Annotated in this window: 15 protein-coding genes; 5 read left to right on the top strand and 10 right to left on the bottom strand. The window is 36.5% G+C overall.

Annotation, left to right across the window (positions count from 1 at the left end; all coding sequences use genetic code 11):
* Positions 1 to 76 precede the first annotated feature (76 nt).
* A complete protein-coding gene (proC, locus tag ACZ2V4_RS02145) occupies positions 77 to 880 on the top strand; it encodes a pyrroline-5-carboxylate reductase (protein WP_219491869.1) in 804 nt (267 codons plus the stop codon).
* A gap of 82 nt (positions 881 to 962) precedes the next feature.
* Here proC and rnz read toward each other — a convergent pair whose 3' ends face one another.
* Positions 963 to 1,883, bottom strand: a complete 921-nt coding sequence (gene rnz / locus ACZ2V4_RS02150; RefSeq protein WP_219491872.1) for a ribonuclease Z — start codon at positions 1,881 to 1,883, stop codon at positions 963 to 965.
* A gap of 106 nt (positions 1,884 to 1,989) precedes the next feature.
* Between rnz and zwf the strand changes: the two genes are divergently transcribed.
* The 3 genes from zwf to ACZ2V4_RS02165 all read left to right on the top strand — a co-directional run bounded on the left by zwf (position 1,990) and on the right by ACZ2V4_RS02165 (position 5,071).
* Positions 1,990 to 3,468, top strand: a complete 1,479-nt coding sequence (zwf, locus tag ACZ2V4_RS02155; RefSeq protein WP_420496031.1) for a glucose-6-phosphate dehydrogenase — start codon at positions 1,990 to 1,992, stop codon at positions 3,466 to 3,468.
* A gap of 144 nt (positions 3,469 to 3,612) precedes the next feature.
* Positions 3,613 to 4,212: a hypothetical protein gene (locus ACZ2V4_RS02160; RefSeq protein ID WP_219491876.1), complete on the top strand. Its 600-nt coding sequence runs from the start codon at positions 3,613 to 3,615 to the stop codon at positions 4,210 to 4,212.
* A gap of 10 nt (positions 4,213 to 4,222) precedes the next feature.
* On the top strand, positions 4,223 to 5,071 hold the full coding sequence (locus tag ACZ2V4_RS02165) for an AraC family transcriptional regulator (RefSeq protein WP_219491879.1): 849 nt from the start codon (positions 4,223 to 4,225) through the stop codon (positions 5,069 to 5,071).
* A gap of 110 nt (positions 5,072 to 5,181) precedes the next feature.
* On the opposite strand, the gene gnd is transcribed toward ACZ2V4_RS02165, so the two are convergent.
* The 5 genes from gnd to ACZ2V4_RS02190 form a co-directional block, all read right to left on the bottom strand.
* The gene (gnd, locus tag ACZ2V4_RS02170; RefSeq protein ID WP_283721877.1) at positions 5,182 to 6,585 is read right to left on the bottom strand and encodes an NADP-dependent phosphogluconate dehydrogenase; all 1,404 of its coding nucleotides are present in this window, start codon (positions 6,583 to 6,585) and stop codon (positions 5,182 to 5,184) included.
* Positions 6,586 to 6,644: 59 nt separating this feature from the next.
* On the bottom strand, positions 6,645 to 7,751 hold the full coding sequence (locus ACZ2V4_RS02175; protein WP_219491886.1) for a M20/M25/M40 family metallo-hydrolase: 1,107 nt from the start codon (positions 7,749 to 7,751) through the stop codon (positions 6,645 to 6,647).
* A gap of 246 nt (positions 7,752 to 7,997) precedes the next feature.
* Complete coding sequence (locus tag ACZ2V4_RS02180) at positions 7,998 to 8,966, bottom strand: aromatic acid exporter family protein (RefSeq protein WP_099483053.1); 969 nt, start codon at positions 8,964 to 8,966, stop codon at positions 7,998 to 8,000.
* Positions 8,967 to 8,969: 3 nt separating this feature from the next.
* Positions 8,970 to 9,407 (bottom strand): BrxA/BrxB family bacilliredoxin, encoded by a 438-nt coding sequence (locus ACZ2V4_RS02185; protein ID WP_219491888.1) that lies wholly within the window; start codon positions 9,405 to 9,407, stop codon positions 8,970 to 8,972.
* A gap of 173 nt (positions 9,408 to 9,580) precedes the next feature.
* Positions 9,581 to 10,675 (bottom strand): Glu/Leu/Phe/Val dehydrogenase dimerization domain-containing protein, encoded by a 1,095-nt coding sequence (locus tag ACZ2V4_RS02190; protein WP_120785616.1) that lies wholly within the window; start codon positions 10,673 to 10,675, stop codon positions 9,581 to 9,583.
* A gap of 172 nt (positions 10,676 to 10,847) precedes the next feature.
* On the opposite strand from ACZ2V4_RS02190, the gene ACZ2V4_RS02195 reads away from it, so the two are divergent.
* A complete protein-coding gene (locus ACZ2V4_RS02195; RefSeq protein ID WP_219491891.1) occupies positions 10,848 to 11,081 on the top strand; it encodes a DUF2627 domain-containing protein in 234 nt (77 codons plus the stop codon).
* A gap of 30 nt (positions 11,082 to 11,111) precedes the next feature.
* Here the strand turns inward: ACZ2V4_RS02195 and ACZ2V4_RS02200 are convergent, their stop codons facing one another.
* Genes ACZ2V4_RS02200 through ahrC form a run of 4 tightly spaced genes read right to left on the bottom strand, consistent with a single transcriptional unit; the run spans position 11,112 to position 14,656 of the window.
* Positions 11,112 to 11,837, bottom strand: a complete 726-nt coding sequence (locus tag ACZ2V4_RS02200; protein ID WP_219491894.1) for a glycerophosphodiester phosphodiesterase — start codon at positions 11,835 to 11,837, stop codon at positions 11,112 to 11,114.
* Positions 11,838 to 11,839: 2 nt separating this feature from the next.
* Positions 11,840 to 12,511 (bottom strand): response regulator, encoded by a 672-nt coding sequence (locus tag ACZ2V4_RS02205; RefSeq protein ID WP_219491897.1) that lies wholly within the window; start codon positions 12,509 to 12,511, stop codon positions 11,840 to 11,842.
* A gap of 12 nt (positions 12,512 to 12,523) precedes the next feature.
* Positions 12,524 to 14,191, bottom strand: a complete 1,668-nt coding sequence (recN, locus tag ACZ2V4_RS02210) for a DNA repair protein RecN (protein ID WP_420496034.1) — start codon at positions 14,189 to 14,191, stop codon at positions 12,524 to 12,526.
* 12 nt (positions 14,192 to 14,203) lie between these two features.
* Positions 14,204 to 14,656, bottom strand: coding sequence for a transcriptional regulator AhrC/ArgR (gene ahrC / locus ACZ2V4_RS02215; RefSeq protein WP_219491903.1), 453 nt, complete (start codon positions 14,654 to 14,656; stop codon positions 14,204 to 14,206).
* Positions 14,657 to 14,714: the final 58 nt, after the last annotated feature.

Below are 14,714 nucleotides of genomic sequence, written 5' to 3' on the forward strand. Positions count from 1 at the left end.
TCCTCACCATCGCAATTGTAAATTATATATAGTTTACACTATAATAAATGCTATGAACAATTTATGGAGGGATAGTATGAAAATCGTGTTCTTTGGTTCTGGTAATATGGCAAGTGCCATTTTTATCGGACTTGTTGAGAGTAAAACGATTCAAGGCAAGGATATATTTATCACGAACCGCTCTAATGAAGAAGAATTAAAACGCTTTAATCAACTTTATCAAATAAATTATAGCTATGACGACGAGGCTCTGTTAAAAGATGCTGATTTCGTCTTCCTGGCGGTAAAACCGTACGACTTTGATTCAGTAGCACAACGAATCAAACCTTATCTCTTTGAAGAAAACCACTTTGTATCAATGATGGCTGGTGTTCCAATCAATCAAATTAAGAATAAATTAAATGCACATAATCCAGTCGCACGCATTATGCCGAATACGAATGCACATGTTCAGCAATCGGTTACCGGCATATCTTATTCTGATAATTTTGGTGAAGATGCTAAATCAAATCTTAATGCCCTACTGGAAGCATTCGGTACATCTATCGAAGTGAAAGAAGAATCTCTTCATGATGTCACTGCAATAACAGGAAGTGGACCTGCGTTTCTTTACTATGTATATGAAGAATATATAAAAGCTGCAAAGCATCTTGGACTGTCTCCTGATGATACGGATATTGCCGTGAGAAACTTGATTATAGGTACTGGAAGAATGCTGGAAAACTCAGAACTTTCAATTGATCAGCTACGCGAAAATATTACCTCTAAAGGGGGAACAACTAAAGCCGGATTAGATGCTCTGCGCAAGCATCCAATAGAAGAAATATTTATTGATTGTTTAGAACACGCGTTGAACAGAAGCAAAGAACTAAGTGAATAAAACGGTCGTGACACCGATATACATGAATAAAATCAAAAAAGACGGAAGGAAATGATTTTTGTTTCCAGCCGTCTTTTTGATTTTATTCCACATCGTACTCAGAAAAATCATCTGCAATAAAAACTTCACATTCTGTTTTAGTTTCTATTTCAGCTAGTAATCGATTTATATCTTTAGTAGTATAGCGATTGCTGACATGATTGATAATAAGCTTTTTCACATTTCCCGTACTGACAAAAGATAGGACATCATCAATATGACTATGATAGTATTTATGACTTAATTCTACATCCCCATCGAGATATGTACACTCATGTACAACAACATCTGCATTCTCTGCCAAAGAAGCTTCGTTTTCACAAGGCATTGTATCTCCAAAAAATACGAGCCTCTTCCCTTTTTTTCCGGCAGTCTTAAAATCCTCAGTGTTATATATTTTCCCATTTACTGTGACTTGTTCACGCAACTTAAACTCTTTATAGACCGGACCTGGAGCGATGCCTTCAGCTATCAACTTTTCTTTTATTAAGTTACCAGCCGTATCAGGCATTACTACTCTGTATCCGAATGAAGGGATCCCATGTTTTAATGCTCCGACTGTTATTTCGATATCATTGATAATAAATTCGTCACCATGATCAATCTCGATAATCTCAAGAGGATAATTAAGATGTGAACAGGAAATCGTCAGTACTGTATCAACAAACTGTTTTAACCCAGCTGGACCATATAATGTCAGTTTTTTGTCCTGGCCCCCTTGAAAACTTCTTGAAGTTAACACACCTGGTAGTCCAAAGATATGATCTCCATGCAGATGAGAAATAAATATATGCGTGAGCTTACCAAGTTTAATGTTAGTATGTAATATTTGATGTTGTGCTGCTTCCCCACAATCAAACATCCAGTATTCATTATAGAGTGGATTTAAAGAAAGGATCGTCGTCTGCGTATTTCTTTCTTTTGTAGGTAATCCGGCGCTCGTTCCTAAACAAATAATCTTCAAATTAAAAACCACCTTTTCATCACGTAATTATAGCATGTTTTAATTGTATTTTTATGTGTTCTATGAAAAAATATAAAGAATAACAATAGAATCGAGGTTAGTTATCTTGGATATAAAAAAGCAAAATATTCCCTGCTTAATTACCATTTTTGGTGCAACAGGCGACTTAAGTCATCGTAAATTATTTCCATCCCTGTTCCATCTTTTTCAACAAGGAAATCTCAATGACCAAATTGCAATCATAGGAATCGGCCGACGTGACTGGTCAAACGATAAATTCAGAGCTGAAATCAGAGCATCTATCGAGAACTTCGTAGCTGATACACATAAGATTGACGCCTTTATGGAACACGTATTTTACCAGCCGCATGATGTAAATGATGCAGCAAGCTATGCATCGCTCAAATCTCTTTCAGAAACTTTGGATAGTGAATTTAATCTGCAAGGTAACCGCCTATTTTATTTAGCAATGGCTCCAGAATTCTTTGGTACTGTTACCGATCATTTAAAATTAAGTAGCCTTACAAAGACGGATGGTTTCAAACGTTTAATAATTGAAAAACCATTCGGTAAGGATCTGAAATCTGCTGAACAGTTGAATCAGCAGATTCGTAAATCATTCAAAGAAGAAGAAATATATCGTATCGACCACTATCTTGGAAAAGATATGGTGCAAAACATTGAGGTCATCCGCTTTAGCAATGCTATGTTCGAACCATTATGGAACAATAAATACATCTCAAATATCCAGGTCACTTCATCTGAAATACTTGGTGTTGAAGATCGAGGAGGCTACTATGACAAGAGTGGCGCCCTTAAAGACATGGTTCAGAATCATATGCTGCAAATCGTTTCTCTTCTGGCAATGGAGCCTCCTATCTCACTCTCATCAGAAGATATCAGAAATGAAAAAGTAAAAGCTTTACGTTCCATTCGTAAGATCAAACCAGAACATGTCAAAAGCTATTTTGTTCGCGGGCAGTATGATGCTGGTGAAATCAACGGTGAGAAGGTAAAAAAATATCGTGATGAAGATAATGTCGCACCAGATAGTAATACCCCTACTTTCGTTGCAGCGAAAGTCATGCTTGATAACTTCAGATGGGCCGGTGTGCCATTTTATATTAGAACTGGAAAGCGCATGAAAGAAAAAGAAATCAGAGTGGTTGTAGAATTCAAAGAAATGCCGATGAATCTATATTATCAAAAAGACAACGAACTCGATTCAAATCTGCTGATCATCAACATTCAGCCAAACGAAGGCATTGAACTTCATTTAAATGCTCGTAAATATATAGAAGGTATCGACACAGAGCCTGTAAAGCTCTCTTATGCGATGACTACACAAGATAAGATGAATACCGTAGATGCATACGAAGGATTAATCTATGACTGTTTACGTGGTGATGCGACAAACTTTACGCATTGGGAAGAATTGAAAGCAACTTGGTCATATGTTGATACAGTAGCGGAATACTGGGATAATAATCCAGCACCATTTCCAAACTACCCAGCAGGGAGCAACGGACCAATCAAGAGCGAATTACTGCTTAGTCGTGACAATTTCCATTGGTGGGACTTCTAAACATATATACAGCTTTATCATTAAATAACACCTGAACAGTTTTTGTTCGGGTGTTATTTAATATGATTCAACTCTATAATTCAAAGTAATAATTTTATTTTCTATTTATTTATGTTATCTTAATCATAAAAAGGATTTAACTTTATGAACGATGCATACTTTGATCACCAGCTTAATATTCAGACAGAAATTTATTATGAGTCATACTCTCGTGGTGCAATTCATCGCTATGAACCGACAGACTATATACATCTCGAAAAACTATTCCAATTGATTAAGCCATTGATAACTGTTGATGACGTATTTGTCGATATCGGCTCAGGGATGCATCGAGTACCAATCTATGCGGCCCATCAGCTACAAGTTCAAACTAAAGGCATTGAAATTAACAAACAGCTTTATATGCATGCATTAAAGAATATCCAGGCATATTCAAAGCATCACCGATGCCATATCGAAGCGATCAACTGTGATATATTGGATTATACTATTAAAGCACAGGATAGCATTTTCTTTCTATTCAATCCTTTTTCTGTACATATCTTCAAAAAGTTTATCGATTCGCTACTGTCAATTAAGGACTTACACAGAAAATTACTCATCTTGTATTATCCTGATGCTAGTTATATCAACTACTTGCAATATTTCAATGAAATCACCCTGCTTCACACGATCAAGCTAGAAGACTATGATAACGACAAGCAGGAAATGATACATATCTACGCTATTAACTACGAGATTTAGAAAGTGTGAAATGATGAAATCAATTGAAACTGTCCAAAAAACAATCGTATATCTTGAAGATCATTTATTACAGTCATTTACACTTGATGACCTTAGTAATTACCTTGAAGAGAGTGCATTCCATATTACACAGTCCTTTACCATGATCACAGGAATGACTGTGGAAGAATACCTCCACAGCAGGAAGATGACAGAAGCTGCAAACTATTTATTGAACGGAAACTATAGACTTGTCGACGTTGCAAAAAAGTACGGCTATACGAGTGCTCATGAATTCAGTACAGCGTTTAGTGAATTTCATGGAACTTCTCCGATACAAGCCCGTGCAAATCCAGAGAAACTCCAGATGGTTCATCGCCTTTATCTGCAGCTCTCAACAACAACGAAGCCCCCCGCGCATTATAGTATAAAACATGCTGATCATACTGAGTTAGTCGGAAAATCCGTCAGAATAGATAACCAGCATCTATCGAATCAATTTTTAATTCCTGATCTAATCTATAATGAAAACCAGGATGGATTTATCGATGAATTGTTGCATTTGAGTACGAATGGTAAATTATATGTAACACTTCATCCGGATATAACAGGTGTTCATATATTTATCGGCGTTCAGTCAGAACGATCTTATCATTATGAAACTTCCGCCATCAATCGTGCTCAATATGCAGTATTTCAATCCAGAGGACATCTGGATTATATTTTCAGTGAGATTTGGTATTCTATCGAAAAACAGGTCGATCTTCAACTTAATTATTTAAGGAATGAGCAGTTTGTCTATGTGCTTCCTTCAGATTATGCATTCGACAACCACTTTAATAAAGTAGAGCTATGGATTCCTATAGAGAAACAATTCTAATGTCAGATTATAAATCAATATATCAAATAAACCAGAACGATGCTGTACAGTGACAGTATTGTTCTGGTTTATTTGAATTTACTTATTATATTTTCAGAATGAAAAAATTATTATTTCCAGTCCGTATGGAATGTACCTGCTTTATCTTTTCTTTCATATGTGTGTGCTCCAAAATAATCACGCTGTGCCTGGATAAGGTTAGCAGGAAGATCTTTCGCAGTATATGAATCAAAATAGTTGATTGCAGAAGCAAAAGTCGGTACCGGTGTACCTGTCAAAATTGCAGTTGATGCAACCGTTCTTAAACTTTGCTGATATTTTTCAACAATCCCTTTAAAATAAGGATCAAGCAATAAATTCTGAAGATCATTATCAAGATCATATGCGTCTTTGATCTTTTGCAAGAACTGTGCACGTATAATACACCCTTCACGCCAGATCATTGCGAGATCACCAAGCTGTAAGTCCCAGTTATAGCTGTCTGAAGCTTCTTTCATCTGTGCAAATCCTTGAGCATAACAACAAATCTTACTCATATATAATGCTTCACGAATGGCTTCAAGGAATTCATCCTTATTTCCTTCAAAATTATTCTTTTCATTTTGAATAGCTTCATGCGCAATTACACGTTCATCTTTTTGACTTGATATCGTTCTGGCAAATACAGATTCGGTAATAATCGTTAATGGAACCCCTAAGTCAAGCGCATTAATTGATGTCCACTTACCTGTACCTTTTTGTCCTGCTTTGTCCAGTACTTTCTCTACAAGCGGTGTGCCATCTTCATCTAGCTTATTAAAGATATCAGCCGTAATTTCGATAAGATAGCTATCTAGCTCTCCTTCATTCCATGTCTTAAATGTTTCTGCAATTTCTTGATGTGACATATTGAGTACATTCTTCATCAGATCATAGCTTTCTGCTATAAGCTGCATATCCGCATATTCTATACCGTTATGTACCATCTTCACATAATGTCCTGCTCCATCTGGACCAATATAAGCGACACACGGCTTGCCATCCTTAGCTTTTGCTGCAATAGATTCTAGAATCGGTTTAACGAGTTCATAAGCTTCCTTCTGACCACCTGGCATGATAGATGGACCGTGAAGTGCGCCTTCTTCACCACCAGAAACACCCGTTCCGATAAAGTTGATTCCTTTTTCAGAAAGATAGACATTACGTCGAATCGTATCATTATAATTGGTATTGCCGCCGTCAATTAGAATGTCACCTTTATCTAATAATGGCAATAGACTTTCAATTGTCGCATCTGTTGCTTCTCCTGCTTTAACCATCATCATAATCTTTCGGGGAGTTTCAAGACTATTTACGAATTCTTCCAAAGTATATGTCGGATGAATATTCTTACCAGTTGATTCTTTCATCATTAAGTCTGTTTTGTCACTTGAACGATTATAGACTGAAACAGAATTACCTCTCGATTCAATATTCCATGCAAGATTTTTACCCATAACTGCAAGACCAATAACACCTATTTGTTGTTTACTCATACTCTACCTCTTTCAATAATTATTCCATTTCATTATAACATATTGTAATGTCACTTTGATTAAACAAGCTTGATGATTTCAAGGACCTGTTCTGTTAATTTCTCCATCTCCGTAACTGCAATTCTTTCATTTACTGTATGAATCTTCTCATAACCAACCGCAAGAACAACTGTTGGAACACCATAACTATTAATAAAGTTGGCATCACTACCGCCACCATTGGATACCACCTCAGGCGTTCGACCGATATTAAGTGCTGATTGCTGTGCTATCTTTATTACTTCGCTTTCTTCAGGTACATGGAATGATGGATAATTCACAGTAACTTCTACGTCTGCTGACCCACCAAGTTCTGCAGCGGCTGTTAAAAATGCCTCTTTCATGTGCTGTACTTGTTGATGCATCTTTTCCTCATCCAGGCTTCTTGCTTCAGCGAGTATAAAGCAGCTGTCAGCTACAATATTCGTTTTTTCTCCACCTTCTATACGGCCAATATTTGCAGTAGTTTCACCATCTATTCTTCCGAGCTTCATATTACTGATTGCACGTGAAGCTATATTAATTGCACTTACACCTTTTTCAGGCTCAACACCAGCGTGTGCTGTAACACCTTTAATAGTGACATTTAATGATGCATTATTAGGGGCTCTATTGACGATTGTACCGACTTTGTTACCTGCATCCAATGCAAATCCATAGCCGTCAACTAATTTACTACCATCTAAAGCTCTAGCCCCGACTAGTGATGACTCCTCTCCTACAGTAATCACGATTTGAATTTCACCATGGTCACGATGCTCTTCTTGCAATGTCTGAATCGTTTCGATAATTGCTGCAATACCTGCTTTATCATCCGCACCAAGAATGGTACTACCATCAGTATGGATGATACCATCGGTTACAATCGGTTCTATACCTTGACCAGGTGTCACCGTATCCATGTGACAAGATAATAATATCGGTTTTTGATCTGTGTTTCCTTTTAATGTAATAAAAAGATTGCCCGCACCAAAACCTGTCTTTTGCTGAGTGTCATCTTCTTCTACTTGCAGTCCGAGCTCTGAAAATACATTTTTAAGGTGATCAGCGATTGCTCTTTCATGTCCTGTTTCACTATCAATCTTGACAAGACTTTTAAATGTTTCTACTAATCGTTCAGTATCCATATCATCTCTCCTTTTTTTTTCGTTACTACTAATGTACCAAAGGTTAGGTAAACAGAAAAGTCTAAGCATTGGCATGAGACATTTGTTATAATTATTTTAATACTTATGAAAGGATGGTTTCCTTGAACAAAAATCTTTTACGTTTTACAATCATCATTTTACTTGTACTTATAGTATCTGCTCTTATTTTAAGCAGTGTACTACCATATTTAACGAACTAAAAAATCAGGACTGCGTCCTGATTTTTTAGTAGAGTTTTAGTGATCCAAAATTTGATTTAATCTCAAGATACTGCTCAATCTCATTCAGAAGCTGGATTAAAGCTGCTCTTGATTTCAACTGTTTATTATTCATCGGTAAAGGATACTTTTCAACATCCAGCATAATAGCATATAGGTCATGTAATCGGATAGCAGTGAAATTGTTGCTGGATATATTGCTTGATAAGTCTTGTAATAGATTACTACAATTAACATGAAGCTTATCACTATGGTCCATCTGGTTAATTAGGTCCACCATCCGTAACAGAAGTTCAAGCTGTGCTTCACGCATATTAAAGTAATGATAGTATGAATTTTCATTTCTTGTAAAATGATTCTCCACTTCTGTATATGCTACAGATTTAGCACGTTCTATCGTCTGATGCAGCTTAACAATCTGTTGTTTATCTAGTGCTATTTCTGGATAGATAAGCGCATCACTCAACTTTGAGACGATGACCTGAAACTCTGCTTCGATTTCTTTCTTATACTCATTCAATCGCATTGATAAGTCCGGCATATATAGATTAAGCAATAATGCAATGCCAAGTCCGACGACAATCAAAGTTATTTCATTGATTATTACGTGTCGGTTTATATAACCAAAATTAAAACAATGTAGAATGATGACACAACTGGTGACTACACCTTCTTCAATACCGAACATAACAGTCACTGGAATAAAGACTAGTACAAGTAAACCGAGCACGACTGGATTAAACCCAAGATGCGTAAAGAATAGATAAGAAAACAGTAATCCTAGCATACACGAAAAGAAACGCGCGCTGGCTGCCTGCAATGACTTTACACGTGTATTTTTTACACATAAAACAACCAGGATGGCTGCTGATGCGTAATTATCAAGTCCTAATAACTTACAGATAATTACACCCAGAGCCATCCCGAATGCTGTCTTTATCGTTCTGAATCCAATACGATAAGGTCTAATCTTCATCTATTAACGCTCTTCGCAATGCTCTTCGAATAATGCTTGAATATTTGTAATAACACTCATAGGATCATGACCTTCAATTTCATGTCTTTCAATCATAGAGATAATCTTACCATCTTTAAGTAATGCAAATGATGGACTGCTTGGTGGATAACCTTCGAAATATTCACGCGCTGTAGCAGTTGCTTCTTTATCCTGACCTGCAAATACTGTTACAAGCTGATCCGGTAATTTATCATAGTGAACAGCATGAGCTGCAGCTGGACGAGCTATTCCACCCGCACACCCACAAACCGAATTAATCATAACAAAAGTTGTACCAGGCTTATCGAATGTTTCATTTACCGCTTCAGACGTCGTTAATTGCTTATACCCTGCATTCTCAATCTCTTGACGCGCTGTGTTAACAAAATCTTCCATATACATATTGAAATTCATATCCATTGATATAACACCTCTTCTAAATTGATACAACTATCATAACGAATAAAGCCTGTTAAATCTAGTGATTAATTCGTGAAATTTTAACACATATAGATAAGCTTTTAATTCATTCTGCTACCGACATTAAAAGAAAAGCACCTGCAAAAATCTTTTGTAGGTGCTTAGAATAGCTCTTAACGTCTCGAAATCAAAGAATGTTCATTCAAACTAAATGTACTACGTACACGCATCATCTGATCAATACGTTCTTCAGCTAAGCGTTCTGCTGCTAAAGCTGTTGAAATGTTATCACGTTTCGCGATTTCAAATACTTTATCCATCTGATCATAGATTTCATTGACTTTTTTTGTTGCACGGTCCTGGTTATAGCCGCTTAACTCATCAGCTACATTAATAACTCCCCCAGAGTTTACAACAAAGTCTGGTGCATAGATAATATTTCTTTCTTTAAGCATCGCTGCATGGATTTCCATATCCTTCAGCTGGTTATTCGAAGATCCACACACTGCCTTAACTTTCAGTTGTGGAATTGTATCATCGTTTAGAACAGCGCCTAATGCACATGGTGCAAAGATATCCGCTTCAACAGAATAGATTTCCTCAGGCTTCACTGCAGTTGCGCCGAAGTCATTCACCGCGCGATCAATTGATTCCTGGAAGATATCTGTAACGATTAGTTTCGCACCTTCTTCGTGTAAATATTTACATAAAGTATAAGACACATTTCCTACACCTTGTACAGAAATCGTCTTACCTGCTAAGCTGTCATCGCCAAATGCTTCTTTGGCCGTACGTTTCATCGCACGATATACGCCTAACGCTGTCATCGGGCTTGGATTACCGCTTGATCCATAACTTTCTGATAATCCTACAACATAGTCAGTTTCTGCATATATCGTGTCCATATCTGTAACGGATGTACCGACATCTTCTGCAGTAATATAACGACCATTTAGACTTTGGATATAACGTCCTAACGCTCTGAACATCGCTTCAGACTTATCTTTCTTAGGATCGCCGATGACAACCGTCTTCGCACCACCTAGATTAAGTCCCGCTGCTGCGTTCTTATACGTCATTCCACGAGCTAATCGAAGCGCATCTTCAATTGCTTCTTCTTCACTATTATATGGCCACATTCTGCATCCCCCAAGTGCAGGACCTAGCGTTGAATCATGTATTGCTATGATTGCTTTAAGACCACTCGCCTTATCCTGACAGAATACAACCTGCTCATAATCGTATCGTTCTAATGTTTCAAATATCATTGCTATTCCCCTTTTCAGATCAAGATATGTAACTGCTTACATTTTTATTATAGTACTAACAATTAAATATTTCAATTTACGAAGTTTTATTAGATTGCAGCATATTTTTCGACTATCAAATTAATACAATCATGTTATAATAATGATATATAAAAATGAAATTGGTGATGTTTTGAAAAAGGTTATTGCATTGATGGTGCTTGGTGTTCCAATCTATTTGGCTGGATTAGGTATTAAATGGATGAGAGATGCACTTTTTGGTATTCTTGTTCCAGAGCTCCATTATATTTGGCTACAATTTATTATTGGGTTTGTTTTGATGGTGCTTGGTGTTAGTTTTGTCGGTGGATATATACTGCACATCGAAAAGAAAAGTAAACGAGCACAGCAAAAGTTCCGTAAATAATTATATTCAAAAAATCGAGATGCTGTAAACTCAGCTCTCGATTTTTTTCGTTCGTTTTAATTGGACTGCACGTTCAACTTCATCTGTAATAATCCCGGTAACACTGCTACTCATCCATGTCTTCAGATCTTTTTCTTTGTTTACTGTATATACTCTTGCTGGAAGTTCATTATGTTCTAGTTCAACAAGGTGATCAATCGTGATATGCTTTGCATTCGGATGGATACTCTTTATATTATGACTTGTCTTATAGTCCCAAGGTGACGTATGATATCTATCAAATAACAAAGCAGTTTCGTATGATGAATCTAACGCTTCCATCTTAACTAAACTTTCAATATTAAAGCTTGATATGATAATCTGATCAATAATATCATAACGCGTTAATAGTTCATGTAATTTTATCTCTATCTTACCTGCTTCAGCTTTAATTTCGATATTTAATAGCTTATTATGCTTTTTCACGATATCTAAAACTTCACTGAGTAGCGGCACCTTTTCATCAGTCACATTAAAGAGGCCGTTCTTAATGTTAAACTGCTGAATTTCATCAAATGACATTTCTACAACTTTTCCTCTTCCAGTTGTTGTTCGGTTGATTGTATGATCATGAATCACAACGATCTGTTCATCTTTGGTCAGATGTATATCTAATTCGAAGCCGTCTGCACCATATTCGACTGCCTTATTAAAGGCAAGTAATGAGTTTTCTGGGTATTTAGCGGAATATCCTCGGTGTGCAAATATCATTACCATAACTATCCATCCTTCAGAAATTTAATAAGTTCACCAATTGTCGGCTTTATGTATCTGCCCTGCTCCTTAAAAATTTGTTCTAACCCATTGCTCCATGCTTTTTCTATCGCATGGCGAATAGACCTTTCAACATTCGCCGATTTCACTTGATGTAATTTAGCGATTTCAGGATATAGCATGATCGTCAGTTGAATTTTCTCATTTGGATGTTTGCTCACAATATCAAGTGCATCCTTTAAATATCTTGTTCCTTTATGTTTGTCGTTAAAGCCTAAGTTATTCAACAGCTGATCTGTATGATCAACAAAATCCATATTGCAAATTTGATAGATTCTGCTGATAAAATTATCAAAATTAATCGGCTTAAGTATGAAATAATCGACACCTAACGACATCGCCTCTCTTAAGATCGAGTCTTTGCCAAAGGCGCTTAAACAGATTATCTTATACTCATGAGATCTAGGAATATATTTTTCAAGTAAGCCAATACCATCAATGTACGGGAGAATCAGATCAAGTAGAAGTAGATCAAAATCGCATGTTTCAATCATGTGCACTGCATCTTTTCCATTATGACACATCGCTACGACCTTCATGTCATATTGTTCTAGATAGGACTTGATCGAGAGTGCTAATTCCCTTGAATCATCAACTATTGCAACTTTAAGTACCATATTATCCCTCTTCTACTTAGTGTTTTGAGCAATTAATTCTGCTGCATGATCAAGCGTTAACGGTGTGACCTCTACCCCCGATATCATTCTTGCAACTTCATGAATTCTCATCTCTCCATCAAGTTCTGTAATCTGAGTAATCGTGCGATCATCATGTTCGATCTTCTCTATATAGAGATGATGATCACTGATTGCAGCAACCTGAGGCAAATGTGATATGCATATCACTTGAATATACTCAGATATATCATGCATCTTTTCAGCCATTTTCTGTGCTACTTTACCTGAAACGCCAGTGTCTACTTCATCAAACAATATAGCAGTCTTTCCTTTTGATTCTGCAAATATACTCTTTAGGGCTAACATAATACGAGAAAGTTCCCCACCTGAAGCAATTTTATATAATGGTTTCAAAGGTTCACCTTTATTTGGACTAATCATAAATTCCAATGACTCGATTCCTTCACTTGTCGGTTCAGTTTTATGGAAAGCCATTTCAAAGTTTGCACCTTTCATCTCAAGATGGTGGATCTCATCTAAAATGTCATCTCTGAGACTCTGCGCAACGCGTCGTCTTGCTTTGCTCAGTTGTGACCCTGAAGTCATAACTTTGTCGTATAGGTGTGCGATAGCCTGGTGAAGTTGCGTTGTCGATTCTTCGATATTTTCTATTTTATTGATTTCCGCTTGCAGTTCCTCAATAAATGGAATTAGATCATTTAAGGATTTACCATACTTTCGTTCTAAAAATTGGATATCATTCAAACGAGCTTGTAAATCATTAAGCTCCTGTTCATCATAATCGTTATTCGAAAGTGCATCATGTAATGTATGCTTTGTGTCATCTAAAATATAATATAGCCCTTCTACTTCTTCTTTTGTTTTATCAAACTTTTCAGGAATAATTGCACTTACTTCTGTCAGCTGCTCTTTAAAATCAAACAATAATTCCAGTAATTTTCCCTCATCATTAAGCAGCGTTATCGATTTCGATAAGACATCGTTTAATTTTTCAAAGTTTTCAAGTCGGTTAATCTCTTCTTCTAAACGTTCTTTTTCATTCACCACAAGATTTTTATCCGATAACTCTTTATACTGATATTTTATCAGATCAAGTCTTTGAAGCAGTGCTTCATCTTTTTGCTGGAGCTGTTCTAGCTCCTTCTGTTTCTCTTTGTAGTCAAAGTAATACGCTCTGTATTCTTCATATAACTTCTGATAGTCCTGCTCTGAATATTCATCGAGCAGCATAATATGATATTTCGGTTTTAGTAGATGCTGTGTTTCGTGTTGTCCATGAATATCAAGAAGCTCTTGCATAACTTCACGAAGTTCAGTTAACGTTATCAGGTGGTTATTTATTCTACAAAGACTTTTACCGCTTTTAAAAATTTCGCGCTTGACAAGCATAAAATCATCGAGTGGTATCTCTTTTTGTTCAAGCAGGTATATCACCTTATCATTGTTCTCAATATCAAATACACCTTCTACAACTGCTTTTTGTTCTCCATGACGAACCATAGTCTGACTCGCACGCATTCCAATCAACTGCCCAATCGCATCAATAATAATTGACTTTCCTGCCCCAGTTTCTCCACTTAATACTGTTAAGCCATTTTTAAGTTCAATCTCTAATGATTCAATAATTGCAAACTGCTGAATAGATAATGAAACAAGCATCTAATACCCCCATTATAACATGTTAAAAATACGTTCCGTAACCTGCGCCGCAGCAGATTTATCTCTACATATTAATAAGCATGTGTCATCTCCACAAATTGTACCGATTACTTCATCCCATTCAAGCTGATCAATGATGGCTCCAATGGATTGTGCATTACCTGGTAATGTCTTTAAGACGAGTAAGTTCTCCGTACCATCTAGTTTTACAAAAGAATCCATCAAATATCGTCCGAGTTTATCAATCGGGTGATACTTGCGATCTCTTGGTAGAGAATATACATATTGTCCGTCCTTAGTCGGTACTTTAATAAGCTGTAGCTCTTTTATATCTCTCGAAATGGTTGCCTGAGTTACATTTAGGTTGATTTCATTTAATTTTTCTACCAGTTCTTCCTGTGTTTCAATATGCTGATTAGAAATGATCTCTCTAATTTTAATTTGTCGCATCGTCTTGTTGGCCATTGTGCACCTCCATGTGCATATTTATACATTATATTCTATCATAGACATGTATCATTGT

Source organism: Macrococcus sp. CoH-51_TC_04 (assembly GCF_058188655.1).

What these genes read in the sequence shown, in the direction of transcription:
- ACZ2V4_RS02200 (WP_219491894.1), bottom strand. Translation starts at nt 11,837, where the DNA reads ATGGTAATGATATTTGCACACCGAGGATATTCCGCTAAATACCCAGAA.
- ahrC (WP_219491903.1), bottom strand. Translation starts at nt 14,656, where the DNA reads ATGGCCAACAAGACGATGCGACAAATTAAAATTAGAGAGATCATTTCT.
- gnd (WP_283721877.1), bottom strand. Translation starts at nt 6,585, where the DNA reads ATGAGTAAACAACAAATAGGTGTTATTGGTCTTGCAGTTATGGGTAAA.
- proC (WP_219491869.1), top strand. Translation starts at nt 77, where the DNA reads ATGAAAATCGTGTTCTTTGGTTCTGGTAATATGGCAAGTGCCATTTTT.
- ACZ2V4_RS02180 (WP_099483053.1), bottom strand. Translation starts at nt 8,966, where the DNA reads ATGAAGATTAGACCTTATCGTATTGGATTCAGAACGATAAAGACAGCA.
- ACZ2V4_RS02190 (WP_120785616.1), bottom strand. Translation starts at nt 10,675, where the DNA reads ATGATATTTGAAACATTAGAACGATACGATTATGAGCAGGTTGTATTC.
- ACZ2V4_RS02175 (WP_219491886.1), bottom strand. Translation starts at nt 7,751, where the DNA reads ATGGATACTGAACGATTAGTAGAAACATTTAAAAGTCTTGTCAAGATT.
- ACZ2V4_RS02165 (WP_219491879.1), top strand. Translation starts at nt 4,223, where the DNA reads ATGATGAAATCAATTGAAACTGTCCAAAAAACAATCGTATATCTTGAA.
- ACZ2V4_RS02205 (WP_219491897.1), bottom strand. Translation starts at nt 12,511, where the DNA reads ATGGTACTTAAAGTTGCAATAGTTGATGATTCAAGGGAATTAGCACTC.
- ACZ2V4_RS02185 (WP_219491888.1), bottom strand. Translation starts at nt 9,407, where the DNA reads ATGGATATGAATTTCAATATGTATATGGAAGATTTTGTTAACACAGCG.
- ACZ2V4_RS02160 (WP_219491876.1), top strand. Translation starts at nt 3,613, where the DNA reads ATGAACGATGCATACTTTGATCACCAGCTTAATATTCAGACAGAAATT.
- recN (WP_420496034.1), bottom strand. Translation starts at nt 14,191, where the DNA reads ATGCTTGTTTCATTATCTATTCAGCAGTTTGCAATTATTGAATCATTA.